Annotated in this window: 30 protein-coding genes and 3 pseudogenes; 25 read left to right on the top strand and 8 right to left on the bottom strand. The window is 60.6% G+C overall.

What is annotated here, in order from left to right; all coding sequences use genetic code 11:
* The first annotated feature begins 2 nt into the window (after positions 1-2).
* From L0A91_RS13420 to L0A91_RS20025, 7 genes and pseudogenes are all read left to right on the top strand, one after another.
* Positions 3-1,546: pseudogene (locus L0A91_RS13420) on the top strand (CoA-acylating methylmalonate-semialdehyde dehydrogenase).
* Between the two features lie 157 nt (positions 1,547-1,703).
* The gene (locus L0A91_RS13425) at positions 1,704-2,000 is read left to right on the top strand and encodes a hypothetical protein (protein WP_235244887.1); all 297 of its coding nucleotides are present in this window, start codon (positions 1,704-1,706) and stop codon (positions 1,998-2,000) included.
* An 82-nt stretch (positions 2,001-2,082) separates the two neighbouring features.
* Positions 2,083-2,319 (top strand): hypothetical protein, encoded by a 237-nt coding sequence (locus L0A91_RS13430; RefSeq protein WP_235244888.1) that lies wholly within the window; start codon positions 2,083-2,085, stop codon positions 2,317-2,319.
* Between the two features lie 60 nt (positions 2,320-2,379).
* Entirely contained in the window at positions 2,380-3,141 is a 762-nt protein-coding gene (locus tag L0A91_RS13435; RefSeq protein ID WP_235244889.1) for a GTP pyrophosphokinase family protein, read from the top strand.
* Positions 3,142-3,257: 116 nt separating this feature from the next.
* Positions 3,258-3,689 carry a ParA family protein gene (locus L0A91_RS13440; RefSeq protein WP_235244890.1) on the top strand — a complete coding sequence of 144 codons (432 nt, stop codon included), beginning with the start codon at positions 3,258-3,260 and terminating at the stop codon, positions 3,687-3,689.
* A gap of 24 nt (positions 3,690-3,713) precedes the next feature.
* A complete protein-coding gene (locus L0A91_RS13445) occupies positions 3,714-4,001 on the top strand; it encodes a hypothetical protein (RefSeq protein WP_235244891.1) in 288 nt (95 codons plus the stop codon).
* Positions 4,002-4,728: 727 nt separating this feature from the next.
* Positions 4,729-5,019: a hypothetical protein gene (locus L0A91_RS20025; protein WP_397333735.1), complete on the top strand. Its 291-nt coding sequence runs from the start codon at positions 4,729-4,731 to the stop codon at positions 5,017-5,019.
* On the opposite strand, the gene L0A91_RS13450 is transcribed toward L0A91_RS20025, so the two are convergent.
* A complete protein-coding gene (locus tag L0A91_RS13450) occupies positions 4,910-5,299 on the bottom strand; it encodes a DUF7010 family protein (RefSeq protein WP_235244892.1) in 390 nt (129 codons plus the stop codon). The two genes, L0A91_RS20025 and L0A91_RS13450, sit on opposite strands and share 110 nt — an antisense overlap.
* A 133-nt stretch (positions 5,300-5,432) precedes the next feature.
* Positions 5,433-5,639 carry a hypothetical protein gene (locus L0A91_RS13455; RefSeq protein ID WP_235244893.1) on the bottom strand — a complete coding sequence of 69 codons (207 nt, stop codon included), beginning with the start codon at positions 5,637-5,639 and terminating at the stop codon, positions 5,433-5,435.
* A gap of 54 nt (positions 5,640-5,693) precedes the next feature.
* Here L0A91_RS13455 and L0A91_RS13460 point away from each other — a divergent pair, with 54 nt between their 5' ends.
* From L0A91_RS13460 to L0A91_RS13485, 6 genes and pseudogenes are all read left to right on the top strand, one after another.
* The gene (locus L0A91_RS13460; RefSeq protein ID WP_235244895.1) at positions 5,694-6,620 is read left to right on the top strand and encodes a CHAT domain-containing protein; all 927 of its coding nucleotides are present in this window, start codon (positions 5,694-5,696) and stop codon (positions 6,618-6,620) included.
* Positions 6,621-7,546: 926 nt separating this feature from the next.
* Complete coding sequence (locus L0A91_RS13465) at positions 7,547-8,350, top strand: MerR family transcriptional regulator (protein WP_235246629.1); 804 nt, start codon at positions 7,547-7,549, stop codon at positions 8,348-8,350.
* 49 nt (positions 8,351-8,399) lie between these two features.
* Complete coding sequence (locus tag L0A91_RS13470; RefSeq protein ID WP_397333736.1) at positions 8,400-8,735, top strand: VOC family protein; 336 nt, start codon at positions 8,400-8,402, stop codon at positions 8,733-8,735.
* Between the two features lie 370 nt (positions 8,736-9,105).
* Positions 9,106-9,318 (top strand): annotated as a pseudogene (locus L0A91_RS13475) (4a-hydroxytetrahydrobiopterin dehydratase); the annotation flags it as partial.
* A gap of 230 nt (positions 9,319-9,548) precedes the next feature.
* Positions 9,549-9,776, top strand: coding sequence for a VOC family protein (locus L0A91_RS13480; RefSeq protein WP_235246630.1), 228 nt, complete (start codon positions 9,549-9,551; stop codon positions 9,774-9,776).
* Between the two features lie 868 nt (positions 9,777-10,644).
* Positions 10,645-11,067: a putative immunity protein gene (locus L0A91_RS13485; RefSeq protein WP_235244898.1), complete on the top strand. Its 423-nt coding sequence runs from the start codon at positions 10,645-10,647 to the stop codon at positions 11,065-11,067.
* 84 nt (positions 11,068-11,151) lie between these two features.
* On the opposite strand, the gene L0A91_RS13490 is transcribed toward L0A91_RS13485, so the two are convergent.
* A complete protein-coding gene (locus tag L0A91_RS13490) occupies positions 11,152-11,373 on the bottom strand; it encodes a hypothetical protein (RefSeq protein ID WP_235244899.1) in 222 nt (73 codons plus the stop codon).
* A 683-nt stretch (positions 11,374-12,056) separates the two neighbouring features.
* Between L0A91_RS13490 and L0A91_RS13495 the strand changes: the two genes are divergently transcribed.
* The 11 genes and pseudogenes from L0A91_RS13495 to L0A91_RS13545 all read left to right on the top strand — a co-directional run bounded on the left by L0A91_RS13495 (position 12,057) and on the right by L0A91_RS13545 (position 20,507).
* Positions 12,057-12,470 carry an RHS repeat-associated core domain-containing protein gene (locus L0A91_RS13495; RefSeq protein WP_260115336.1) on the top strand — a complete coding sequence of 138 codons (414 nt, stop codon included), beginning with the start codon at positions 12,057-12,059 and terminating at the stop codon, positions 12,468-12,470.
* A 120-nt stretch (positions 12,471-12,590) separates the two neighbouring features.
* Positions 12,591-12,947 carry a hypothetical protein gene (locus L0A91_RS13500; RefSeq protein ID WP_235244900.1) on the top strand — a complete coding sequence of 119 codons (357 nt, stop codon included), beginning with the start codon at positions 12,591-12,593 and terminating at the stop codon, positions 12,945-12,947.
* A gap of 293 nt (positions 12,948-13,240) precedes the next feature.
* Positions 13,241-13,414 (top strand): annotated as a pseudogene (locus L0A91_RS13505) (transposase); the annotation flags it as partial.
* A 146-nt stretch (positions 13,415-13,560) separates the two neighbouring features.
* The gene (locus L0A91_RS13510; RefSeq protein ID WP_235244901.1) at positions 13,561-14,169 is read left to right on the top strand and encodes an RHS repeat-associated core domain-containing protein; all 609 of its coding nucleotides are present in this window, start codon (positions 13,561-13,563) and stop codon (positions 14,167-14,169) included.
* Between the two features lie 21 nt (positions 14,170-14,190).
* Complete coding sequence (locus L0A91_RS13515) at positions 14,191-14,397, top strand: hypothetical protein (protein ID WP_235244902.1); 207 nt, start codon at positions 14,191-14,193, stop codon at positions 14,395-14,397.
* Positions 14,398-14,563: 166 nt separating this feature from the next.
* The gene (locus tag L0A91_RS13520; protein WP_235244903.1) at positions 14,564-15,427 is read left to right on the top strand and encodes an RHS repeat-associated core domain-containing protein; all 864 of its coding nucleotides are present in this window, start codon (positions 14,564-14,566) and stop codon (positions 15,425-15,427) included.
* A gap of 376 nt (positions 15,428-15,803) precedes the next feature.
* The gene (locus tag L0A91_RS13525) at positions 15,804-16,640 is read left to right on the top strand and encodes an RHS repeat-associated core domain-containing protein (RefSeq protein WP_235244904.1); all 837 of its coding nucleotides are present in this window, start codon (positions 15,804-15,806) and stop codon (positions 16,638-16,640) included.
* Positions 16,641-16,869: 229 nt separating this feature from the next.
* The gene (locus L0A91_RS13530; RefSeq protein WP_235244906.1) at positions 16,870-17,097 is read left to right on the top strand and encodes a DUF3482 domain-containing protein; all 228 of its coding nucleotides are present in this window, start codon (positions 16,870-16,872) and stop codon (positions 17,095-17,097) included.
* 346 nt (positions 17,098-17,443) lie between these two features.
* Positions 17,444-18,049 (top strand): recombinase family protein, encoded by a 606-nt coding sequence (locus L0A91_RS13535; protein ID WP_235244908.1) that lies wholly within the window; start codon positions 17,444-17,446, stop codon positions 18,047-18,049.
* A 458-nt stretch (positions 18,050-18,507) separates the two neighbouring features.
* The gene (locus L0A91_RS13540) at positions 18,508-19,428 is read left to right on the top strand and encodes a DUF262 domain-containing protein (RefSeq protein WP_235244909.1); all 921 of its coding nucleotides are present in this window, start codon (positions 18,508-18,510) and stop codon (positions 19,426-19,428) included.
* A gap of 47 nt (positions 19,429-19,475) precedes the next feature.
* A complete protein-coding gene (locus L0A91_RS13545) occupies positions 19,476-20,507 on the top strand; it encodes an HNH endonuclease family protein (RefSeq protein WP_235244911.1) in 1,032 nt (343 codons plus the stop codon).
* 226 nt (positions 20,508-20,733) lie between these two features.
* Here the strand turns inward: L0A91_RS13545 and glyA are convergent, their stop codons facing one another.
* Genes glyA through L0A91_RS13565 form a run of 4 tightly spaced genes read right to left on the bottom strand, consistent with a single transcriptional unit; the run spans position 20,734 to position 23,721 of the window.
* Positions 20,734-22,020: a serine hydroxymethyltransferase gene (gene glyA / locus L0A91_RS13550; RefSeq protein WP_235244913.1), complete on the bottom strand. Its 1,287-nt coding sequence runs from the start codon at positions 22,018-22,020 to the stop codon at positions 20,734-20,736.
* 43 nt (positions 22,021-22,063) lie between these two features.
* Positions 22,064-22,675 carry a methylated-DNA--[protein]-cysteine S-methyltransferase gene (locus L0A91_RS13555; RefSeq protein WP_235244915.1) on the bottom strand — a complete coding sequence of 204 codons (612 nt, stop codon included), beginning with the start codon at positions 22,673-22,675 and terminating at the stop codon, positions 22,064-22,066.
* Entirely contained in the window at positions 22,665-23,168 is a 504-nt protein-coding gene (locus tag L0A91_RS13560; RefSeq protein WP_235244916.1) for an RNA polymerase sigma factor, read from the bottom strand. The genes L0A91_RS13555 and L0A91_RS13560 overlap by 11 nt, the downstream gene beginning before the upstream one ends.
* Positions 23,169-23,205: 37 nt before the next feature.
* Entirely contained in the window at positions 23,206-23,721 is a 516-nt protein-coding gene (locus L0A91_RS13565) for a methylated-DNA--[protein]-cysteine S-methyltransferase (RefSeq protein WP_235244917.1), read from the bottom strand.
* 157 nt (positions 23,722-23,878) lie between these two features.
* On the opposite strand from L0A91_RS13565, the gene L0A91_RS13570 reads away from it, so the two are divergent.
* Positions 23,879-24,250, top strand: coding sequence for a hypothetical protein (locus L0A91_RS13570; protein WP_235244918.1), 372 nt, complete (start codon positions 23,879-23,881; stop codon positions 24,248-24,250).
* Positions 24,251-24,262: 12 nt separating this feature from the next.
* Here L0A91_RS13570 and L0A91_RS13575 read toward each other — a convergent pair whose 3' ends face one another.
* Positions 24,263-24,847: an alpha-ketoglutarate-dependent dioxygenase AlkB gene (locus tag L0A91_RS13575; protein ID WP_311197835.1), complete on the bottom strand. Its 585-nt coding sequence runs from the start codon at positions 24,845-24,847 to the stop codon at positions 24,263-24,265.
* Positions 24,848-24,997: the final 150 nt, after the last annotated feature.

The following is a 24,997-nucleotide window of genomic DNA, read 5'->3' on the forward strand; positions in this document are numbered from 1 at the left end:
GGATGACTTCTCCCTCTGACGCGCTCGCCATCTCCCATTGGTCCGACGGAAAGAGGTTCGCGGGCACGAGTGAACGCTGGGCCGAGGTCACTAATCCGGCCACGGGTCAGGTGCGCGGCCACGTCGCCTTGGCCACCGCGGCCGATTCTGCTCAGGTCATCGCGGCGGCGAAGAGGGCTGCTCCTGCCTGGGCCGCAACTTCGCTGGCGCGGCGCACCCAGTGATTTTTGCCTTTCGCGAACTCTTGAACAGCCGCAAGGCTGAATTGGCCGAGTTAATTACTGCTGAGCACGGCAAGGTCTTTTCGGACGCGATGGGAGAGATCGCGCGCGGACAAGAGGTCGTTGAGTTCGCGTGCGGCATGGGCCACTTGCTGAAGGGCGGTCACAGTTCCGAAGTTTCCACCGGAGTTGACGTGCACTCAAGGCGCGACCCATTGGGGTCGTGGGGTCATCAGTCCCTTTAACTTCCCGGCGATGGTGCCTATGTGGTTCTTTCCGGTGGCTATCGCCGCAGGCAACACCGTTGTTCTGAAACCCAGCGAAAAAGACCCATCTGCTGCCCTGTGGCTCGCTGAGTTGTGGCGCGAGGCCGGGTTGCCGGACGGTGTATTCAACGTGCTCAACGGTGACAAGGAGGCAGTCGATGCTCTCCTTACTTCCTCTGATGTCGCCTCCATTAGTTTCGTTGGCTCGACGCCCATTGCTCAGTATGTCTATGAACAAGCAAGCATGCACGGCAAGCGGGTTCAGTCGCTCGGTGGCGCGAAGAACCACATGATTGTGCTGCCCGACGCAGACCTCGATCTTGCCGCGGACTCCGCAGTCAATGCTGGCTATGGCAGCGCCGGAGAACGCTGCATGGCCATCAGTGTCCTCGTCGCAGTTGAACCGATTGCCGACGAACTGGTCGAGAAAATCAAGGAACGGACCCAAACCCTGTTGATTGGTGATGGCAGCGAAGAAGCAACAGCCAACGACGATGGCTCCCGAGAGGCCGACATGGGGCCATTGGTCACCCGAGCCCACCGCGATCGGGTGGCAAACCTGATTGCTTCAGGCGAAGCCGCTGGAGCGAGTGTCGTGATCGATGGTCGCGAGGTGAAGCCACGAGGCGCAACGAATGGCTATTGGTTGGGCCCCACTTTGTTTGACCACGTCGCCACCGACATGGAGATCTATACCGAGGAGATCTTCGGCCCGGTGCTTGCTGTGGTGCGAGTGAAGTCCTATGACGAGGCTGTTGCACTGATCAATGCCAATCAATACGGCAACGGCACTGCCATCTTTACCAACGATGGTGGTGCTGCCCGACGTTTCGAAAGCGACGTACAGGTCGGCATGATCGGTATCAACGTTCCAGTCCCAGTGCCGGTGGCTTACTACTCCTTCGGTGGTTGGAAGCGTTCGTTGTTTGGCGACACTCATGCGCACGGTGCCGAAGGGTGCATTTTTTCACCCGTGGCAAGGTAGTGACGTCTCGTTGGATCAATCCGGCAGCCCGCCCGACCGGCGGCCTGGAGTTGGGATTCCCGCGAAATACTTGAAACTATCACTCAGATGAGCCAGGAGCTGGTCCGCTCCTTGGACCGCGAGCACGTATTTTACTTGTGGTCAGCGCAGCGGCAGATCGAGCTCGGAAATGGCGGCCATCGTGGCTGGCTGTAAGAAGCGTGGGCTGTTACCGATCGATAACCTAGTCTGGTGACCCAGTTTGATGATATTCAGCGCCTGGTGCGTCTGGCCCGCCGCCGACTGGCTGACGTTGATATCGCACTTGCGGTGTCGACATCGGCGGCCAGCAAAGCACTGGCCGAGGTCGCGGAGGCCGTCGCCCAAGCTCAGATTTTGTTGGATGTTCCTGGTGATGGGCTTAAGAAGCCTGACGCCGTCGCGATTAATCAAACGGTGCTGGGCATTTCTCCTGCGCCCATTGGCTGGGTGGGGGTGATCCGTGACCCAGACGTGCCGCGCCCCGAGTTGTTGCTGGCGAGCACTTAGGTGAACTGATTGAGTCAGCCCGAGAGTCCTTGCGGCTCGACGTAGTGAGTATCGGCACGGAGCCGAGCCCAGAAGTTGATCTATGGGTGGAGACACAACCCGCCCTGAGCCATCACGTGCAATCGCCGACCGCGATCTGGCGCGGGGTGGCGAATGGGGGACCGCCAAGGTGAGTGCTGGCGACCAGTGGCAAAACCGATTTGCCGCGCTTACTGGCGAAGGGCATCCGGCGCCATCGCTACTCGTGGGCATCGGCTTTACTGAGACTCATGTCGTTGATGCTTATGCCGCGGCCCTGGTGTCGGCTCCGCCGCAGTGATTGGATCGCTCGCTCCTCAGTAGGCGTGCGCGTGTCCGTGCGTCGGCATACATTGGCAGGGTGAACGAACCGATCAGCGAAGATCACCTCACCGCTCGCGAGCATCAGAACCTCGAAGAACACCCTCCGACACGCCTTGATCTGACGCGCTTCTTGATGTCGTACAAATTTGGCATTGACGAGATTATGACCAAGGTCAATGTGCTGAAGGAGGAGTTTCAGTATGCGCACGACTACAGCCCGATCGAGCATGTCAGCTCCCGGCTAAAGTCGCCTAGTGCGATTGTTAAAAAAGCCCGCAACATCGGGGCGCCGATTACTATTGCTGGCATCCGGGCGAACATCTTCGATATCGCGGGCATAAGGATTACCTGCAGTTTTGTATCTGACACCTACTCCATGCGAGACATGCTGATTGCGCAACCCGATGTTGAGGTGGTGGTCGAGAAGGACTACATTGCCAACCCTAAGAGCAATGGGTACCGCAGTCTGCACCTCATATGCCGCGTTCCGGTTTTCATGTCGGACCGCGTGGAGTATGTGTATGTCGAGGTTCAAATCCGAACGGTGGCGATGGATTTTTGGGCCAGCCTTGAGCACAAGATCTACTACAAGTTCCAACACGACGTGCCGTTGCGCCTATTGGATGAGCTCAAGGAAGCAGCTGACACTGCACACCGACTCGACTTGTCGATGGAGGCAATGCACGACGAAGTGTTGGCCCTTGAGGCTAGTGCGGGGCCCGAAAGCGCCCAAGAGCAACGCGACGAAGAGGTGGCCTATATCGCCCAACTCTTTCGCTCTGGCGCCGCAAAGTCCTGAGTTTCCGGCACAGTTAGAGCCCTGACCGCTTGGCTTTATCGGCTGAGCGGTGGCACGCAGAACGGGTAGAGAACGGGCATACACCCACGATGGCGTGTGTAGAAAAGCGAGAGAACGTGCGCGAGACGCTGACAGACCGGAACGGTCGGTATGACGAGGTCATTGTCGATGTTGCAGGGCATGACTCCCGCGAACTGCGGACCACGATGCTGGCCGCGCACCAAATCATTGTCGTCTCACGCCCCAGCCAGCTCGACCTGGACACCCTGGAGCACATGAGCGAAGTCGTCGACCAAGCACGGGATCTCAACCCCGACCTTGAAGCACTAGGACTTCTGACTCAGGTGCCTACTAACCCGAGCGTGACCGAACGAGTCGATGGGGGAGCCTACCTAGCAGACTTTCCCACGCTGAAACCGTTGAGCAGCGTGATCTTTGAGCGAAAGGCCTACCGAGACGTCATCTGCGAAGGGCTCGGCGTCGTGGAATGGTCCAACCCCAAAGCCAAAGCCGAAATCGAAACTCTTGTAGCGGAAGTGGAGAAGTAAATGGTCAAAAGACGCACCCCACCAGTGCCCAATGTTGATCGCGCTGCAGCAGACGCATTCGCGGCCGGTGCCGACCCCCAACCGCAACAAATACCCCAGCCGGCTAGGTCGACCGTTGCCACGGATCCTGTGTCGACCGAGGCTCTGCCGAACTCGATGTTGCTGCGCTTCAAAGGGGAGAAAGTTGAAGCACAGCAAATCGCGGACCTCGCGATTCACCACGACCGCTCCAAGCAATACATCGCCCAGCAGGCACTCCAACGCGGACTAGCCGCGATGGCACAGGAAGCAAGGATCGGATCCGGAGACTAACAATGGGGGAGGCTACTGACTGTGACCGAAGCGCGCAGGGTATGACCGATCCCCAGTCAGAGCCCTCCCAGCCCAAAAGTGCTGCGGGATACAACGACGGCACAGCCCAGATATGCCCTGAAGGCTAACCAGCACTTCTTCACTGCCACGGTGATAATTGGAATTGGTTCGTGGGCAAAGTGGGTTGGCCTCGGGGGCCAAGCGTTTGGGAACGGCCCCCGAGGCTATTGCCTACCGCAGGTTGAATGCTCTCTGGCATTTACCGCAGCGGATCAGACCCGGGCTGTACCCGCCGATAGCAAACTTGCTACGGCAGTTGGGGCAGGTGACGGTGTAGCCGCCTAGTCTGCGCTTCATGTCGTGTTCCTCCAATGAGTCTTTGATGACCCTGTTACGGAACTGAACGAAGCCTCGTCGGTGAGCCCTGTTCTGACGGGGCGCAACATAGATGTACTCTCGAATTTCACCTGCCACAGTGAAAGTAAATACGAAAGCCGAATCGGCAATAGCCCGATTTCGGGCTATTCGTGTGTTCCTTATCGCATGATCGCACACAAGTACGGCGAGTTACATCCGTGTAACTACTACATGTAGAGGCTGGGGCCTCGGCAATTGCCTACATGTTGGGAAATGCCCGACTCTCATTCTAAGATGGGGGCTGCTTTTAGTCGCAATTGAGTCCCACTCATCACTCCTCGCAACCAGTTCCAAGGTGGCCTCGAGAGGGGTGGAGTTGCGGTCGCTCAAAGAGGTGTTAGACACGAACACTGCTAGTGGCCAACTGTTTTTCAGTATCGTCGCTAGCATCGCTGAGTTGAGGGTGGGCTCGGGGCGAAGGTGGTGGGGATACCCAATAGGCGCCCGATGCTGCCCACTTCTGGTAGTAATAACCTCCGAAGCTCTACTTACTAGTGGTGTTGTTCGAAAATCTTGTCCTGCTGGCTTTTGGACCTTTGGCCAGCGCAAGGTAGCGAGCCGACAACATAACAACCAAAGGTGCGAATGGTTAAGTAGATGACGATGGGCAAGCCCAGCAACTGGCCTGACGCCAGAAGCACCGATACGCCCTCCATCCCGGCCATGACCGGACGATCTGGACCCGGCGTTGACGCCGTCAGCAGCAAGGCTAGGGGCAGCGCCACCATCCCCTGAAACAAAGTGCAGTAGGCACCAACCTTCGGTCCCCAGTGCCTCCAAGCCGCTGAGCATGCAAACCATGTCGCGCCGCAGGCCGCGAGAAATCCCCACCCGTGACCGGTCGCCTCACCCAGCACATGCTGGTACTCCTCTATCCCCACTTGAGCGCCTCCACCCGTCTCGCCGATGAGATCTGATGGTAGCTATCACTTTGCGCCTCGACCGCAAGATTCGGCACTCCACGCCTCACACCGCGAATCGTCACCGATTGGGGATCCGCTTGCGGCGAATCATTTAATCGCTGAGGTAGCCGTAGTCGGCGACCGCCGCGGACACATTGCTCATCAGCCGCTCAATGTCAGACCCTCCATGCATGCTGTAGGTGTCCTGAGGAGGGCCTATGTCCGAGAAACAGTACCGCGACAAGATCGCGACCATCAAGAAGCAGCAGGGTACGGAGGAGAAGGCGATGGCCAAGCGCGCTCCGCGGCCGCCAAGCATCGTGCCGACGCGTCCAAGGAGCTCGCCAGGATCACCCCTCGGACGAGTGAGTCGATGGCCCGCACGTATCGACGCAACTCTGACAGTGCCGAGCGTAAAGCCATCGGGGAGGACACCAAGGTCGCCAAGGCTTCCACCAAGCTAGGGAATCTCGCGAGGGACTTGGCGACCGCTCAAACCAACCTCGACCGGGAGATGCAGGCGGCTATCCGACGCGACGAGACCAAGCGCAAAGCCGCCAGCAGGGCTGCTGACCAGGCAGACGCCCGGCGGCGCCAGTCTGAGAAAACCCATGCCCGCGAGGTGGCGCGCCTGTCGAGCCCCACCGTGCGCTACGTGCACGAGTTGCGGACGGTGCCGGCACCCAAGGCTGAGCAGTTGCGGGTGCTCTACCTCACCGCCAATCCCGAGCAGAACTTGCGCACCGACGCCGAGGTCCGTGGTGTCCAGGACCAGGTCCGCCGCGCCCTGCATCGGGATCTGATCACGATTGACTACCGCCCAGCAGCCACCGCAGATGACTTGATCGCCGGACTTAACGACCTGCGGCCCCACGTCGTGCACTTCTCTGGCCACGCCGGTGACGCTGCTCTACTGTTCGACAACGGCAGCGTGGAAGCCCCAGAGGGCCGGGACGTGCCATACGATCTTCTTGCCCGTGCTTTGGGCGCTACCGACGTCCCTCCGGTGCTGGTCGTGCTCAACGGTTGCGACACGCTTGCTGGTGCAGATGTGCTTCTTGAGTCGACCGCAGTGATCGTGGCAACGGCCTCCTCGATCAGCGATTTAGCAGCCTCCGTTTTCGCGGCGAAGTTTTACGCAGCCATCGCCGCGGCCCAGACCATCGGTGCCGCAGTGGACCAGGGAAGCGTCTCTGTCGACTTGGCCGGGCTCGATGAGGGCTGGAAACTTGACGTTCTGGCCCGCACCGACGTTGACACCGCCCAGCGCGTCCTCGTCCAGGTATCCGCCGCTGACTAGGGCTCGCCGATCGGATGAAGGTGCTCAGCCGCCGTTACGGGGATGCGACGCACTGACCATTCCCCACATCCGCATGTGGGCCATCTGCGAGTTCTGTTGAACCGTTCCCGTATGAGGATGCCCATATGATGATCCGTCGCTGGCACGATAGGGACCATGGGTTCGGAATTGAATGAGGGACCGTCTAGTAAGCGGGGAAACACCGGTGAGTGCCAGGTAGTCACTCGCCGATACAACCGGAATCTGCTGCTCCTGATGTGGGGACTTTGGGTTGTATCGAGTATTGCTCTCGCGTGGGGCTGGGCCACCCAGAGTGACGATGACCTCTCACTGCTGGGATATGGGTGGGCCGGCCTAGCTCTGCTTGGTGCCGTCGCCCTGCTCTTCTCAGCCCGCGAACGATTCGTCGTTGACGAGGTTGGTGTCCACCGGCGCGGAGCGCCGAGCAAAACCGACCCGATCACATGGGCGAAGATAGATCGGATCAGACGCGACTCTACTGACCAGAGAAAGAGTCGCTTGCGGTTCGAACTGAGTACCCTGATACCCAAGGCATCACCACCGCGCATCGACATCGATTGCACCGACGCTCAGTACCAGCAGATCCTCAAATGGCACCCTTAGCTGACAGTCTGAGGGCTAGGGGGATCGAGTGTCTCAGCGCCAGGGGTCGCGTCCCACAAGCCGATCGATGACCGGAACAGGCTGGTTTGCGGGACGAGGTTCAAGCGGTCCGTCCGGCCTCCTTCTTGTCGAGCACTGGTCAGTTGCGGGTGGCGTCGCGGGTGTGGTGCTGGCTCCGGCGGGGCAGGTGATCGCGGTCCCACCGCGACGGGCCGACGAGCGCTGCACGCTCAGGTGACCCTCGTCGGTGGCCGGTGGGAGATCTTGCTCCTGACGTGACGTGAGGTTATAGCGTGAAGAGCATGACCAGCACCGAACGCCGACAGTGGGGCATCGGCGACGTCGCCCGACGTACCGGCGTCACCGAGCGCACCCTGCGCTACTACGAGGAGCTCGGCCTCCTGGCTCCGGACCGCGACGCCGGCGGCCGCCGCCGATACGACGGCGATGCCCTCGACCGGCTCTACCGGGTCCGGCTGCTCCGCGAGCTGGGCACGCCTGTGGCCGACCTCGACCCCGATGCAGACGACCTGCTGGCGCTGACCCGCCGGTACCTGGCCGATCTCGACGCCCGGCTGGCCGACCTCGCCAGGGTGCGAGAACGGGTCCGGGCCGTCGAAGACCGACTCCTGGACGGTGACCGCCCCGGCGACGAGGCCCTGCTCGACCTGCTCTCGGGCCTGACGGCCGATGAGCCCGCGCTGACCCGGCGGATCACGCTGCTCGTGTACCGCGACATCGCGGCGGGGCACGCCTACCTCGTCGACGTCCTGGGTCTGGCCCCCGGGCCGATCGGCTACGACGGCGACCGGGCGGTACACGGCGAGGTCCACGCCGGCGACGGCGTCGTATGGCTGCACCGGGAGGCTCCCGAGCACCGGATGGTCTCGCCGCTGACCACCGGCACGGTCACCGCCTCGCTCGCCGTCCTCGTCGACGACGTCGACGCCCACCACGCCCGCGTGGCCGCGACCGGCGCCGCGATCGACTACGAGCCGACCGACATGCCCTACGGCGTCCGCGAGTACAGCGTGCGCGACACCGAGGGCCACCTCTGGTCGTTCCAGACACCGCTCACCGAGCTCGACGAACAGGAGACCCCATGACCCATCTGACTCCCTACATCTGCGTCGCCGACGCCCGAGCCGCCATCGAGTGGTACATCGCCGCGCTGGGCGCCGAGGTCACCTACGAGCCGATCGTCATGGACGACGGTCGGGTCGGCCACTGCGAGCTGGCGATCGGCGAGGCGCACTGGATGATGTCCGACGAGTTCGACTCGGCTGGGGTAGCCGCCCCGACCCGGCGCGCGGGTCGGCGGTGTCGCTGCACCTCACGGTCACCGACGTCGACGCGACCGCCGCGCGCGTTGTCGCGACCGGGACATCGATGGCGCGCGGCCCCGAGGACAGTCCGCCCGCCGGGCGGGTGGCTGTCTTCGTCGACCCGTTCGGTCACCGCTGGTTCCTGAACCAGCCAGCCGAGAACTGATTCAGAGCCGCGCAGCCAGGCGAGTCAGTCCCCGGTCCAGTGCGTCGAGACACACCCGTCTCCCAGAGACCACGAGCAAGGACGTTTAGGCCGACGGGTCGCGAGTCAGCAACGAGACATCGTCCTCCTGCGCTGGCTCCGCCGCCAACCGCGGCCGTGCGCAGCTCCGTGCCGTCCCGTGACCGATCCCCTGCGGGACGATTCGCTGGGCTTCGGATCCCTGCGGTCAGCGACCCTGAGTTAGCTCCGGTGGGCGTTCCCGCCTGGGACTGTGTGTGGAGTGCGCACGAGTGGATCTGCGAGAGTTCGGTGCAGAAGCGCTTTGAGGGTGGTCTTCGCAGCGGTCGGTTTCTGGATGGAGGGATGTGTCATGAGTGATCAGTCGACGTTGAGCGGGGTGCAGGTGCGCGGCGCGGGTATCGATGACTGGCGACAGATCCTGGGCCGTATCAAGGCTCGGTTCTGTACAGGCGATTTCGCCACCGGACTGGCGCTGGTGAACAAGATCGGTGATGCCGCAGCGTCTGCCGATCACCACCCGGACATCACCCTCACCTACACCGACGTGATCGTGTCGCTCTTCTCGCGCGACGTGGGAGGTATTACTGCTCGCGACGTCGATCTGGCTCGACGGATCAGCAGCTACGCCGCCGAGCTGGGGGTTTTGGCTGACGTGCCGGGTTTGACCCAGCTCGAGGTTGGCCTCGACACCGCTAGGGGAGAGCATCTCGCTCCGTTCTATGCGGCTCTTCTCGGCGCAGAGATCCAGCGTGGCGAACCGGTCGACCCCAGCGGACAGGTTCCCACGGTGTGGTGGCAGGACACCCAGGGGGTCGACGAGGCTTGGCGCTGCCCGAGCAGTCCTTCGAGCAGCGCTGGCACTTCGATGTCTGGGTCAGCCACGACGAGGGCGAGTCTCGCCTTCGCGCTGTCCTGGACGCCGGTGGACGCCTGGTCAGCGATGCAGGGGCACCTGGCTACTGGGTGGTCGAAGACGCCGACGGCAATCGCTCCTGCATCTGTACGTCCTCTGGACGCTGACGCCATTGCTCACGCGCCGACCCGAAACCCTTGAGCACGCCATCGCCACGACGGGATCGTCACGCTTGACCGGTGCAGGATGCTGACGCGGTCATGATTCGGGGCGGCCTGACCGCTTGTTGGTATCGAGTCCGGCGTCGCCGTACCGGTCGCGGCGCCTTGGCAGACCGACCGGGTTGGTCGTCGTATGGCGATCCCTCATCGGCGAGGACGGCATGCGGGAGGCAACCGATTTGGCGAGTGCCCTCACTCGTTCGATGTGCGTACGAGTTGGCCGCCTTTGCAGGTAGGCACCTCGGTGAAGCCGAGCTTGGCTGGAAGTGAAGATGGAACCAGAGCGCGGCTTCCCGGATCGAGCACAGCCACAGCCCCCTGTTGATCTACGTACCTGACTGACTCTCGCAAAAGAAACCGCGCGATGTTGTCGTCGTGCTTGCTCGGTTTGACGAACAACCTCCCGATCACCAACAAAGGTTGCGCCTGTCCGCCCAGCTGCGCGGCGAGGTCACGCACCTAAGCGACGTCCGGTGGCTCATAAATCTGCACGTGACCAACGACGTTCCTTGTGGGTGCAGCGCTCACCGGCGCTTGGTCGAACACCCACGAGACCTCGGCGTCCGTCTCCTGCAGCCAGTGCAGCGGCTCTAAACTCTCGACTGTATCGTCGAGTTCGCTGATGATTTCGCAAAGGCGCACTAGGTCTTGATTCCTGCGGTCACGAATCATGGCTGAGGACACTACCGGTCTAGGGCACCCAGTTCGACGGCGCAGAGCTGCCAGCCCCGGTGCGGGATACCCCATGACGACGGGTTCAGGCCTCGAAGATCGAGGCCTTGACTCGTCCATCGGCTGAACCGAGAGTTGGGTCATGACCGTCGACCGTTCCGATCTCACGTTGCCAGAAGCAGACCGCCGTGAACTCATTGGTTGGACGACCGATTGCGTGAGGCGCCTCTTGCCGATCTTTAAAAGCGCGGCACCAAGTGACACGCGCTTGCTGGAAGCACTTGAAGGTGCCGGTGCGTTTGCCCGACAAGAGTTGAGCGTCGGGCCCATGCGGAAGTTCGCGTTCGGTTGCCACGCCGCCGCCCGCGAGGTCGATGACTCGGCCGCCGAAGCCGTGGCTAGAGCATGCGGTCAAGCGGTCGCGGTCGCTCACATGGCTGGGCACAGCCGAGAAGTCGCACGGTATACGCGCAAGGCGCTGGGGGCCGACGCGAGATCTGAGCTTGATTGGCAGCGCGCCAATGTGCCTGCGCGTTTCACAACGTACGTCTATAGCGACGCCTAGGTCCATGGTCAGTACACCTAGGCCAGAAGCGTCCGCAGAGGGATCGCCGACCGGGAGGCCGTAACTGAAGAACCAGGGCGGGCTTCAGTTACTTTTGTTGCGCGGATGGTTCTTGGCAGCGCGTTCGTTCCCCCGCTTGTAGTTGCCGGTCTGTCTGGCCATCAGCTCTTGCGGGTCTACGCCTTCAACATCGGTGAGGAATCGCTTCGCGGCGGTGCCCCGCAGTGTCGTCGCGAGCCGTCCGTGGTGACTGATGAGGACGTCGTCTCCCACGACCCGGTAGGTGAAGCCGTGAGGTGTGACCATGGTCAGCAGTCTGGCACCCCAGCCGCCCTAATGCGCGGATTCCAGAGCCGGCGTCAGGAGGACGAGACCGGAAGGTGGAGCGACTCACCGCAAGGGGAACCCCAAACGACGAACGCGGACGTCAGGGGCTCGTTCTGCTTCGATGCGGAGCTCGTCGTCCCGTAGCACCTGTCCGGTGAAGATTCCCGCAGAGGTGCCTCAATCGGAGCAGCGCACCACGAGCAAGAGACCGCGTTGATCCATAACTCTGTGTTCGACGATGAGCAGGACGTCTAGCCCGTTGCTCGGTGACGGCCGTTTACGGAGCAGACTGGTCGTCTGGGGTAGGGGAGTGGGGGTTTGTGCTCGCCTGTTGGTCCGAAATATTGACTCCTAACTAAATCGGTCCGATACTCGCGGGAAGAGTATTTTCGGGTCACAGCATGGTCGATAGGCATGGTCAATAGGGGAGTGGGATGGTTGAATACGGATACGCCAGAGTGTCCACGGCGGATCCGTCGGTCGTTTGAACGCACCCAAATCGGTGGCACCACGACCACTAACTCGGTCCTGGGTGTCATGTCGTCCACTGACGCCACGGGTACCCGCAACTATGTGTCCGCGCTCCTGATGGGCGTGTTTTAGGTGAGGAACGAGCTAACGGGGACTGGCGGTACTACCTCACCGACTACCTCGGATCCGTCATCGGTGGCACCGACCAGAATGGGTCACGCACCGAGTCCTACGGGTACGGCGCCTACGGCGAGTACCAATACGGCACTGGTGGTGGCACCGACCTCATCCACTGGCGCTACACCGGCGCCTGGCTCGACGGTAACTCCGTCACCGGTAACGGGTTCTACAAAATGGGTCTGCGCTACTACGACGATCAAACCGGGCGGTGGGGCCAAACCGACCCGCTCGAGCGCGTCATCAACCCCACCCAACCCGCCGAAGCCCAACCGTATAACTACTCCGGCTGCAACCCCACCAACCAAACAGACCCCACCGGAGCAATATCGCAGGGTTGTGGACAAGGAATAAGCGGCGGGTTGACGGCCGGGATTGCTGTCGGATTGGTTTTGGTCCTTTTGCCGGTGCAGCGACAGCGGCGGTAGCCGGCCTGTACGGCTGTGGTGCCAATCTGATCCTGCAAGGATCGACTGGCTACTCTTTTCCTTAACAATTTGACGAGGAGAACGGTAATGATACGGGAGCATCCGAAATGGGGCATACTTTTGTTTCTCGTCGGCGGTTTGGCGCCGATTCTGCTGGCAGAATGGGATTTCCTCGGAGCAGCACTAAAAGCACTGTCGACATTATTTATGCTTGCCGGCGGCGTATGGTTACTGATTGGACATAGAGGTGTGTCGAGTGAAAAGATAGCTCGCGAAAAAAACAGGACGTTGACTGTATTCTTCATTCCGGCCTGTATCGTTTTTTCTCTCGGTATAGTTTCTATTACCTTAGGTGTGCTGACACTCAATGATGGCCGCGATAATTATGCTGGTGCTATTGGTTCGGCCTTGATCGTTTTAGCACTTGCCTACGCAGTGTACGGTGCGCCAACTCCAGAGTTCTCCTCTGGCGAATAGGCGGTAATGACGGAGAAGGATTTGCTTTGCACCACAAGCGCCCGCACGGAGAGGGGCCTTCTTCATGTAACGGTCCCCAAGCCTGTGTTGACGGCACTGGCGAGTCCTTCACCGCGTCGCGCAATACTCCAGCCGGGTGAGCATGCTGAATAGTCTGACTTCGTACATTACTGCTGTTGGGGGTTAGTTGTCTGTTTGGGCCCAGAGGCGGTGGGCTGCCCCCATAATTTAGGGCCAGTTGTTGTGTGAGTTGTCTTGTCGCCCGGTTCTCGGGCAGGAAGACTGGTCTCATCATGACGAAGAAGAACATCAAAAGACACACTCCGGAGCAGGTCGTGCGCAAGCTGGGGCTGGCTGATCGGATGCTGGGCGACGGCTCAGACGTCGCAGCGGTGTGCCGTGAGTTGGGGGTGGCGGAGCAAACGTATTACCGGTGGCGTAACCAGTACGGCGGCTTGAAAGCCGACGTACTGGTTACAACGACCGTAACCAGGCCACCAGCCTGGAACACCGGTACGGCCAGAACGCACAAACGGCTACCTATGACGGCACCTCCCAGTTTGAACGCACCCAAATCGGTGGCACCACGACCACTAACTCAGTCCTGGGTGTCATGTCGTCCACCGACACCACGGGCACCCGCAACTACGTCCGCGCCCCCGATGGGCGCGTCTTAGGTGAGGAACGAGCTAACGGGGACTGGCGGTACTACCTCACCGACCACCTCGGATCCGTCATCGGTGGCACCGACCAGAATGGGTCACGCACCGAGTCCTACGGGTACGGCGCCTACGGCGAGTACCAATACGGCACTGGTGGTGGCACCGACCTCATCCACTGGCGCTACACCGGCGCCTGGCTCGACGGTAACTCCGTCACCGGTAACGGGTTCTACAAAATGGGTCTGCGCTACTACGACGATCAAACCGGGCGGTGGGGCCAAACCGACCCGCTCGAGCGCGTCATCAACCCCACCCAACCCGCCGAAGCCCAACCGTATAACTACTCCGGCTGCAACCCCACCAACCAAACAGACCCCACCGGAGCAATATCGCAGGGTTGTGGACTCGCTATTGCTGGCGCTGGTCTCGTGGCATTTGGTTTTGGTTTAGGGTTAGCGGCTCTGATAGCAGCGCCGACGTTATCTGGAGCCCTTTTATGGCTAGGCATGGACGTGGCTTCAGTACCAGGCGCAGTCGACAAATTGAAAAGCGAATGCTGACCTGTTCAGGAAGTAGGAAACGTGGACGAATTTGATGCGGAGCCGGCGAAAGAGCCCGTGAACCATGGTCTCTTGTTATTGCGCATGGCGATCGGGGCCATTCCGATGCTCTATTTCTTGCAATCCGGACCAAAAGCGGTAGGAGTGATTGTAGCAATAGTCCTGGGGGTCGGCTATGTATCGGTGACTATTCACTGGGTTCTTTGGAAAACGGGTCGTGTCGGATAGTGCGACAGACATTCGGACTTGTTGACGCTAGGTCAGTTGGTTTGGCAGCGACTGGGTTCGGCACAATTTCCTGCGTTGTCTCTAACGGTGATATTTTTGAGAATAACTCCTACACCTACGACGCTAACCCAACAGGAGCGCGTGGGAGTACGGGACACGAGACACCGTGAACCAGTACACCGCGGAATACAACACTGCCGATCAAATGACGTCAATGACTGGCCCGCAAGGCACAACAGACTTCACTTATGACGAGGTGGGCAACATGACCGGTGACACTGCTGGGTCGGTGATCAGTTACAACGACCGTAACCAGGCCACCAGCCTGGAACACCGCTACGGCCAAAGCGCACAAACGGCTACCTATGACTGCAGCAGCCAGTTTGAACGCACCCAAATCGGTGGCACCACGACCACTAACTCGGTCCTGGGTGTCATGTCGTCCACTGACGCCACGGGCACCCGCAACTATGTCCGCGCCCCCGATGGGCGCGTCTTAGGTGAGGAACGAGCTAACGGGGACTGGCGGTACTACCTCACCGACCACCTCGGATCCGTCATCGGTGGCACCGACCAAACCGGGCAGCGCACCGAGTCCTACGGGTACGGCGCCTACGGCGAATACCAATACGGCACTGGTGGTGGCACCGACCTCATCCACTGGCGCTACACCGGCGCCTGGCTCGACGGTGACTCCGTCACCGGCAACGGGTTCTACAAAATCGGTCTGCGCTACTACGACGATCAAACCGGGCGGTGGGGCCAAACCGACCCCCTCGAGCGCGTCAGCAACCCCACCCAACCCGCCGAAGCCCAACCGTATAACTACTCCGGCTGCAACCCCACCAACCAAACCGACCCCACCGGAGCCTGTAGCGCCGAGGTCGCATCGGCAGGGTTTGCTCTCGACGCACTCGCGCTTGGTATGACAGGCATCTCCGCTTTTCTGGGCACCTCTACCGGTGCACTATTGAGCTTGGGCCTGACAACCCTGTCGGATGGGCAGCAGCCGCCGCAGGTTTCGCCGTAGCCGGACTCGCGATCACAGGGTATTGCCTTGCCACTGGCTACTAGAAAAGAGACTCTAGCCAGTCTGCTGTTCCTACTACTCGGCGTGGGAGGGCTCCTCGGAGCGATAATGAATGGCAGTCCGTGGTTCCTTGTGCCCTTGGGCGTAGGTATGTTCGTGCCCTTGGCGATTCAGTCTCGCGTCCGGCGACGGAGTACGGGGACTTGAGTGTCTATGTATCGCACCCCACGACCTAGCGCGGGGCCCAACACAACTCCCGTAAGAAGTCAGATTCCGAGACACATGATGTTAGTACGAGCGCTCGGCGTCTAAAATTTGTTCGGTTACGGTGAAACACATCAGTCCTTCTGACTAGTTCGATCGTTAGGTGACGTCAATGACCGGCCCGCAAGGCACAACAGACTTCACTTATGACGAGGTGGGCAACATGACCGGTGACACTGCTGGGTCGGTGATCAGTTACAACGACCGTAACCAGGCCACGAGCCTGGAACACCGCTACGGCCAAAGCGCACAAACGGCTACCTATGACTGCAGCAGCCAGTTTGAACGCACCCAAATCGGTGGCACCACGACCACTAACTCGGTCCTGGGTGTCATGTCGTCCACTGACGCCACGGGCACCCGCAACTATGTCCGCGCCCCTGATGGGCGTGTTTTAGGTGAGGAACGAGCTAACGGGGACTGGCGGTACTACCTCACCGACCACCCCGGATCCGTCATCGGTGGCACCGACCAAACCGGGCAGCGCACCGAGTCCTACGGGTACGGCGCCTACGGCGAGTACCAATACGGCACTGGTGGTGGCACCGACCTCATCCACTGGCGCTACACCGGCGCCTGGCTCGACGGTAACTCCGTCACCGGTAACGGGTTCTACAAAATCGGTCTGCGCTACTACGACGATCAAACCGGGCGGTGGGGCCAAACCGACCCGCTCGAGCGCGTCATCAACCCCACCCAACCCGCCGAAGCCCAACCGTATAACTACTCCGGCTGCAACCCCACCAACCAAACCGACCCCACCGGCGCCATGTCGTGTGTCGGGGCATGGGGGTCAATGGGTCTATCGGTAGTAGGTTTGGGAGTTTCGTGGTTCGGTGCAGCCACTACCGCTTGGACGGGAGTTGGCCTGGCTGTAGGAGTGGCGGGTCACTACGCCGCCTTAGGAGCAATCGCATACTCAGCTAATGGAATTTCGGAAAGTTGCTGAAACGGAGAGAGAGGTGCTTCAAATATGTCCAGAGAAAGTTTGTCAAAAGGCGCTACAGTAGTCTCGCTTGCCTTACCAGCAATAGTCTTTTTCTACTTTGCTTTTAACGGCAAAAACAATGCTGGCAGAGTAGGGGCTGCCCTTTTGGGAATAACGTGTCTAGGGTTCTTATTCTTGGCCGTTAGGAATTTAAAGTCTTCCGAATAGAATAGCAATTGTCCGTGCATTGGTGACTGGGAACTGCTTGGTCTTGGCCGACGAGTCCACCGGAGCGCTTAGTTGTGGAGTGAGCCTGTTGGGCGCGGGGGTGAGCGGTTTCACGCTCGAAGTTGCCATTCTTGGGGCAGGTGCGACCATTGCTTCCGGTGGTACGTTGGCACTCGGAGCAGCCGCCGTGATCGGAGCCAGTTATGTGGGATTTGTGATCTCGGGCGCAAGTGCCGTGGAGGCCTGCTAACGGTGCTTCCGCGTAGGACAGCCCTGCTCCTTGTAGCCCTTTTCTTAATGCAGATAGTTTTCGCGGCCATCTTCTTCTGGCAAGAAAGGCGGACTGAGTATCTAGTGTGGATGATAGTAGCCATCGGGGGTTGTCTGGCGGCGGCGATGATGGTTGCGCGCCAGAGAGACTAAAAAGCCTGTGTCGTTTAACTAAAGGTTGATGAGACAGTCGGCCGCCTCCGGCCGGACGTGAGTTGACGTGCTCGTGATGACTCGCTCCGGTGTCTCATGAAGTTGCCTCAACACGAAGTGACTCGGTTCTTCCCCTTCTAGGGTTTTATGAGGCACTATAGGCCGATGAGGCTTTGGGGTACACGCGAGTCAGCACCGCCGCCCAGGACGCGCAACTGCAACTCGATGCTCTAGCTGGCGTAGGAGTGGAACCCCGTGACGTGTTCTGCGATGTGACGTCGGGCAGCAAAAGCGCGGCGCAACGCCCCGGAATGCGCCGCCTCCTGGATTACGCCACTGAGGGCGACACAGTCGTCGTTTGGCGAGTCGACCGGCTCGGCAGGTCTTTGATCGATGTGTTGAACACCGTGAACCTCCTCCGTGAGTCCGGCATCGAGCTTCGTTCCGTGCAGGACGGCATCGACCCCGCCACGACGAGTGGTCGGCTGATGTTAAACATGCTGGCGACGTTGGCCGAGTACGAGCGAGAGTTGATCACTGAACGGGTCAACGCGGGCATTGCCGCTGCCCGAGCCACGGGGACTGTCTTCGGCCGGCCCCCTGTTGATCCAGGCATGATCGCCCAGAAACTCGACATCGTTAACGATGCTCGCGCTAAAGGTCGCTCCGCTGAAGACGCCGCGAAACTCGTGGGCTGGTCTCGGGCCACGTTCTACCGTCACCAACACAACACCGAAACCCAAGCCGCCGCGACGCCGCACGAGCGGTCAGCGCACTAGCGATCCCCGGTGTTCCTTTAGGGTCTAGACCCGTGTACGGGTTTCTGGGGTCTACCCCAGAACAACACAATCCAGATGTGTGCATCTAGGGACCTTCCTAAACGCACACTGCTCATGCTCGGTCAGCAATCAGATCGTCTTCTCAGCCGACGTCCTCCAGAACAGGGTCTAGGCCCCAGATGCACGTTACCCAGGGTGGTCGGGCATTTCGTAACAGATCCGGGGGGCGGGTGTACCCCAGAAGCACAGGTCTACATGGGTGCACGTAAGAATTCTTTTGGACACAGATCGCACGATCGTCTTCGTCCAAACGCCAACGTTTTAGCGACAACTGCCACCGAATCTTCCATTCCGACATGCGCTTGATCCCAGCGGGTTCTAGCAGCGGATGGGGCAGGTCCTCTTATGCCGTTGTGCCTGTAGTTTCGCAAACGTCACCCTCGCTGAAGGAGTTAGTTGTGGCCAATTCACAGGAGGTCCGCCTGCCTGCCGTGATCACCGAGCGGCTCCTCGAGATCCCGGACTACCAACGTCCCTACGCTTGGCGGGAAAAACAGCTCTCCGACCTTTGGGAAGACCTCGACCTCCTCGGCCCGCATAAGAGTCACTATGCGGGGACGTTGGTGCTGCGCGACATCTCGGTCAACAATGCGCCGAGGACGTCTATGGCCGACGACGGAACCAACTGGAGACACTGTGAGGTCGTCGACGGGCAGCAGCGCCTCACCACATGCCTCCTGCTACTCGACCGCATCCGACGCCGACTGGACATCCTGGCTAAGGCTGGCGTCGAGCACGCTGCAGCCATGTCCACGATGCTCCACGGCAAGTACGGCATGGTCAGTATTGACAACGCCATGCGCCCTCGTCTGCGGTTGGGGGCTGGTCTGAATAACTACTGGGTCAACACCTCGCTCGGCACGGGCCACCACGTGGGACCAGCGCTCATTTCCGGTGAGGAGCGGCTGCGTGACGCCGCGGCCTTCTTTGACGCTCGTCTCGCCACCCTGGTGACATCGGAACCGAACGACGAGTTCCTCCGCCTCAAAGACTTGCAGAGTCGGGTGACCGCGGGTCTGGGGTTTCTGGTCTATGAGGTGCAGTCCCTAGCCGAGGTTGGCGTCATCTTTGAGACGTTGAACGAACGTGGCCGCGGCCTTAGTGATCTGGAGAAGACTAAGAATTATCTGCTTTATCTGGCCCGCACCATGAGCGATGGCAGAGCCGAACAGCTTGCCGAACTCATTAACGATGCTTGGGCCGAGATATTCACCAACATCGCGGGGCAAGCACGTGACGCTGACGATCAACTGCTGCGTGCGCACTGGTTGGCGACCCAGAACCCGGACCGACGGGGTGGAAGCAGATCGCCTCGGTAAAGGTAGCATTCGACCGCAGTAACTACATTTCCGGAGCGACCCGGCTTGTGCCCCGTGAGAAGGCAGCCCAGGATCAGGACGAGGCATGGAACCGGCTCTCGGCCGACCTCAAGTCTTACGTCACTGGCCTACGCAAGTGCTCTTTCTTTCTCAAGGAGATGTTCGATGGAACGGCTAACCTCGACAACTTCACTTCCCACCAAGACGAAGCACGGCATGCTAGTGCAGCACTCCAACGATCAGGTGTCGTAGCGCCATATCGACCACTGTTGTTTGCCGCCAGACTGAGGCACCCGAATGACGGTGAGTTCTACGCCCAACTCGTCGCCCTGTGCGAGAAATACTCGGCTCGCGTCTTTGTCATCCGACAGCGCCGCCTGAACGCGGGGGAGGCTCGATTGCTGCGACTTGCGCACGACCTTTACTCCACTCCTGAAGGCGAAGATAAACGAGAGTGTATCCTACGTGAGGTCGCCGCGGTTATTTGGCGCTACGCATCAGACAATGAGGTCACAGCAACCCTTGAGTCAATGGATGAGAACTGGTACGCGCGAAGGGGTCACAAGTACTTCTTGTACGAATACGAACTCAGCATTCGTCAGCATGATCAGGAATTACCCCCGCTGTCGCGCTTCACTACTGGCGCAGGTGAGCAGCGGACAACGGAGCACATTCTGCCGCGGCACCCAGCACCCGAGGATAAGTGCTGGTGGGACCATTTCACGGAGGAGCAGCACGCTGCCCTGGTGAACTCACTGGGCAACCTAGTCCTTACCTATGACAACTCCGCATACGGCCGAAAGTGCTTTACTGATAAGCGTGGCCAGGCCGCCGGTCCTGGCGTCGACGTCAAGAAGTGCTATGCCCAGGCCGAGCTGAGGCAAGAGCAAAGACTCGCCCACCACGACCAGTGGACGCCTGAAGTGATCAACAAACGCCAGCTTGTCTTCGCGTCTTGGGCACTGGAACGGTGGTCTATCGAATCTCCGTCTGTAGCTGAGCTTACCGAGGACGTGGAAATAGAGGCCGAGGACGACAGTGCGGTGGACCTTGACCAGAACGACCTGGGAGACCCGTGACGCCGATCCTCACTCGTTGACCAGGCTGGGGTTCTAAGACGATCTTCTGTAAGACACGTAGTCGAGACAATCTGACGGGTTGATCCGGGCGCTACACACAGACCGACTCGCAGAGGTCTAACTTTCTTACCAATGTGTAGGTAAATAAGATAAGGATCTCAACCTGGCCACGGTCAGGAGAACAGGCCGGACTGTCTAGCCACTGGCCAGATGTTTGGGCACCTGCTCAAGCGCTGACGTAATGAATGCCCGAGAACTGTTGCCGCCAGGCGGTGACTCGGGCGGCTGTCTCACTGGGGTTGGTGTCGTCAGCGAGGCCGTCTGCGATCAAATCCGCTAATTCAGCCATGTGCTCGGTCTTCATGCCGAGGCGGACGATCTCCGAGGTGCCAAACCGTAGCCCGTTCATGTCGCCGTTAACGGGATCGATCGGCAATCCAATACCGCAGGTCAAGATGCCAGCGAGGCGCAATTGCTTCGCGGCGGCTTGACCACCACCCCAGCGGGCCGCCTCGAGAGCAAACTGGTGGGAGATTGTCGGCACGCCGTTGGCCGTATAGGCCGGTAAGCCACGCTCCTGCAACTCATGAGCCAGGGCTGCGGCGGTGCTGACCATCATGTCCGCATACGCCGCGCCGTGGGTTTGCCAATCGAGCATGGTGACCGCCAACGCGGCCGATTTGGCTGCGTCGAAGTTGGCGGTCAGGCCAGGGAAGGCGATGGCTTCGAGGCGTTGAGCGATGTCGGCATCGTTGGTGACGATCAATCCACCGGCCGGCCCGCCGAGGCTCTTGTAGGTGCTCATCGTCATCAAGTGCGCGCCCTGATCCAGCGGGTTTGGCCAAGCGCCGCCGGCGATCATCCCGCAGAGATGAGCGGCATCAAACAGCACTGTGGCCCCGACCTCGTCAGCGATCTCGCGCACAGCGGCAACCGGATGATGCTGCAGGTTAAGACTGGAGCCGATGGTGATCATCGCTGGCTTGGCCTCGTGGGCCAGGGTGCGCAGCGCGTCGATGCCGACCGTGTAGCCATCGGCATTGACAGGAGCGTCGATGGTATTGAGGCGGAACATCCCTGCTGAGCCGCCTGCGTGGTGGGTGACATGGCCACCGATGCTGGCCGGGGGCGCGATAATCGTGTCGCCGGGCTCAGCATTAGCCATGAACGCATACAGATTGGCTATGGCACCGGAAGGCACTCTGATCTCGGCGTATCTGGCGTTGAAGACCCGGGCGGCCCTCTCAGCAGCGATGACCTCGATCTCTTCGATCGCCTCCAAGCCCATCTCGTACTTATCGCCGGGATAGCCCAGGGATGGTCTGGAGCCGAGGCCGGCGCTCAGCATGGCTTCGGCGCGTGGGTTCATCACATTGGTGGCCGGGTTGAGATTGATGCAGTCGCGATCGTGAATGTTGTGGTTTTCCGCGATTAGCGCATCGATAGTGGCGTTAACGGTTGAAGCCTCAGCGGTGGCTACGCGGGCTGAGATCTCATCGATCCGCGTTTGCACGATCGGTGGCAGCCAGGGACGGGAGCTCAGAGCAGGGTGGTGGTCACCGGATCAGTCTGTCTTGTTGGGTTGGCGAGCGCCAGAGCGCCGCGGAGGACTCCAGGTCGAGCAAAAAGTTCTTAGCGGCAATCCCGCCCCGGTAGTTGCCCCGGGTGCCATCGGCCCTAGTCACTCGGTGACAGGGCACCACGATCGGCAATGGGTTGGTCGCACAGGCTGTCCCGACGGCGCGCACCGCCCGCGGGCTACTGGTGGCGGCCGCGACCTGCGCATACGACTGAGTAGTGCCATAGCCGATCTGCTGCAGTTGATGCAGAGCCTCGCGTCGATAGCCTGCAGACAACTGCCAATCCAGAGGTATGTCGAAAGTCGCGCCATCGCCAGCGAAGTAGCGATCCATCTGGCTGGCGGCTGTGTCCAACCGGCGCGGAGCCATCAGCACTCGCGGGCTGACCTGGTCGGCCAGTTGCTGCAGGACGCCTTCGAGGCCCTCGATCGCGAAAGCCACTCGGACCAGCCCAGCATCAGTGGCCGCTAGGAGCACCTGGCCGATTGGGGTGTCGATGCTTCGGTAGGCCACGTCGAGCAGATGTTGTTGCTCCGCGGTCGCCCGAAGTTGGTTGTTGAGTGCGGCCAGGGTCGCTTTATCGCTCATGACAAGTCCTCCCAAGGTGTGTTTTGCGCAGGGCAGCGACGCCATCGGCGGAGGCTCGGCGCGCTGCTGCCTCGGAGCCGCCCAGCAACTCGGCGACTTCGCGATGAGCCAAGCCGCCAAGGTGGTGATAAGCCACCGCGAGCCGTTGCTTGTTGGGCAGATCGCGCATCGCTGCGTAGAGGTCATCGTGTCCGTGGGCGACGTCCGCATCGGCGGGTGCCCCGGCACCATTCCGATCAGCCGTTTCGCCAGGGTCGTCAACCGGTAGTGGTTGACGGTTGCGCCGGCGCACGAGGTCGATGGATCGTCGATGAGCGATGGTGACCAACCAGGCTTCAGCGTTGGCATCTGCAGGCAACTGCGGATAGGCGCGGAGCGCCGAGATGAACGTCTCTGACCAAGCATCTTCGGCGTCGTCGAAGCCCGCGACGGAACGGCATACTCGCAGCACTTTGGCGCCGTGATCTTGCACGAGCACCTCGAATGGCTTCACGCGGGGCCAGCCCGCAACAGCTCATCGAAACGGGGCGTCACCATAGGCGCATGGCTTTGTCTGCGACGGGCGTTTCCAACTCCAACAAGAAGCGTTTGCGATCGAGGCCGCCCGCATACCCGGTGAGTGCCCCGCTAGCGCCGATGACCCGGTGGCACGGCACGATGATGCTGATCGGATTGCGGCCATTAGCTGAGCCGACCGCTTGGGCCGCCCTGGGGTCGCCGAGTGCGTTGGCGATCGCGCCATACGTGGTGGTCTGGCCAAACGGGATTTTGACCAACTCGGCCCACACCCGCTGCTGAAACTCTTGGCCCTTAGGCGCGAGAGTCAGATCAAACTCGGTGCGCTCACCAGCAAAATACTCGGACAGTTGAGTGCGGGCATCGGCGAGGTGTTCGTCATCACGTGGCCCCAGGACGTCCATTTCGGGCTCACGCAGATGCCTTGGGAAGTACACGCCGTTTAGCCCAGCCTCGTCGCCAACCAGCGTCAGATCGCCCACGGGGGAGGGCATCACACTGTGCACCTGGGTCATCGCGAGTGTGTCCATATCTAGTAGACGCGCCGGAGGACGCCGACGTGAGGTTAGTCTGCCAACTTTTTCACCTCGGTGCGGGGATGCTGCCGTGAGCGCTCCTCGACAGCACTCTGGCCGAGGAGCCGACCCCGGCGAAAACGCCACTAACGGACCCGGCTAGATTTTGATTATGACTTTTCCATTGAGCCGTGCCCTGTCCGCCGCCACTGCCGCCTACGCAGTCTTTGCCCTGGTAAAGCCACGCCACCTCGGCGATGCGCTGAAGGCGCCGGAGGGGCAGAAGCCCGCGGTCGACCTTGTCGCTTACACCTACGCAGCCCGCGACATCCCGGTGTCAGCAGTTGGCATGTTTGCTAGCTCGCCGACTTTGGTGACGGCGTCGATGGTCATGCGTATTTTTACTGACTTCGCCGACGCGACCGTTTTGGGTAGTAACACGAAAGACCCCGAGGCCCGCAAGAACGCATTGATGATCACGACAGGCTGGGGTGTCCTTAACACCGCCGCGCTGTTGATCGACCGTCGCTCGCTGAAGAAGTAGTCCAAGGGCCGCTCACGGAAGACCTGTTTGGCGAATGGTGATGTTGAGCCGGCCGCTAAGTCCTAAAGCAGGGTCGGCGGTGCCAGGCCGTGTCATCGGGACGCCGTGAAAAGCCATGCGCGACGGACCGCCAAAGACCAGCAGGTCACCCGAAGCTAACTCGATGTCCTGCCAGGGTTTGTTTTTCGTCTCGATGTTGCCAAGCCGGAAAACGGCGGTGTCGCCGAGGCTGAGGGACACGATCGGCGCTTGGCAGGTCTCGTCTTTATCTTGGTGAAGGCCCATTTTGGCGGCGTGGTCATAGAAGTTAACCAGCGCCATGTCTGGGCTAAAAGACTCGGTCATGGGGTTCCCGTGCTCGTCAAAACGCAGGTGCTCAGTCATCGCACTGACGTCGTGAATCGCAGTTGCGGCCAACGAAGTGAGCGCCTCGGGCATCTGGGGCACGACGACGCCAGCACTGCTCTCGCGCCGATAACCCTCGGATGTCCACCGGATACCCAGCCACACTGTCTGCACCGACATCGGTCGACCGCCGGGGGTCTGCCCGGGTCGCATCGGCACTGGTCCGCGCGCCCAACCGCGGCATCGTTGCACCAACTCGATTTGCTGAGACAGAGTCAGCCACCCGGGGATGTGTACTGCCCCGGTGCTACTTCGCGCGGTTGCGCCCCAAACAATGTGCTCACTTGCCCATCATGACCTGCGCCACCGACATACCCGGGGCATGTGCTTGAGACGGGTTCC

Origin of the sequence: Ornithinimicrobium sp. INDO-MA30-4, assembly GCF_021535045.1 — a bacterium.
Classification (GTDB): Bacteria; Actinomycetota; Actinomycetes; order Actinomycetales; family Dermatophilaceae; genus Ornithinicoccus.

What these genes read in the sequence shown, in the direction of transcription:
- L0A91_RS13430 (WP_235244888.1), top strand. Translation starts at nt 2,083, where the DNA reads ATGGGTGGAGACACAACCCGCCCTGAGCCATCACGTGCAATCGCCGAC.
- L0A91_RS13455 (WP_235244893.1), bottom strand. Translation starts at nt 5,639, where the DNA reads ATGCTTGGCGGCCGCGGAGCGCGCTTGGCCATCGCCTTCTCCTCCGTA.
- L0A91_RS13460 (WP_235244895.1), top strand. Translation starts at nt 5,694, where the DNA reads ATGGCCCGCACGTATCGACGCAACTCTGACAGTGCCGAGCGTAAAGCC.
- L0A91_RS13465 (WP_235246629.1), top strand. Translation starts at nt 7,547, where the DNA reads ATGACCAGCACCGAACGCCGACAGTGGGGCATCGGCGACGTCGCCCGA.
- L0A91_RS13485 (WP_235244898.1), top strand. Translation starts at nt 10,645, where the DNA reads ATGACCGTCGACCGTTCCGATCTCACGTTGCCAGAAGCAGACCGCCGT.
- L0A91_RS13490 (WP_235244899.1), bottom strand. Translation starts at nt 11,373, where the DNA reads ATGGTCACACCTCACGGCTTCACCTACCGGGTCGTGGGAGACGACGTC.
- L0A91_RS13510 (WP_235244901.1), top strand. Translation starts at nt 13,561, where the DNA reads ATGTCGTCCACCGACACCACGGGCACCCGCAACTACGTCCGCGCCCCC.
- L0A91_RS13525 (WP_235244904.1), top strand. Translation starts at nt 15,804, where the DNA reads ATGACCGGCCCGCAAGGCACAACAGACTTCACTTATGACGAGGTGGGC.
- L0A91_RS13555 (WP_235244915.1), bottom strand. Translation starts at nt 22,675, where the DNA reads ATGAGCGATAAAGCGACCCTGGCCGCACTCAACAACCAACTTCGGGCG.
- L0A91_RS13565 (WP_235244917.1), bottom strand. Translation starts at nt 23,721, where the DNA reads ATGGACACACTCGCGATGACCCAGGTGCACAGTGTGATGCCCTCCCCC.
- L0A91_RS13570 (WP_235244918.1), top strand. Translation starts at nt 23,879, where the DNA reads ATGACTTTTCCATTGAGCCGTGCCCTGTCCGCCGCCACTGCCGCCTAC.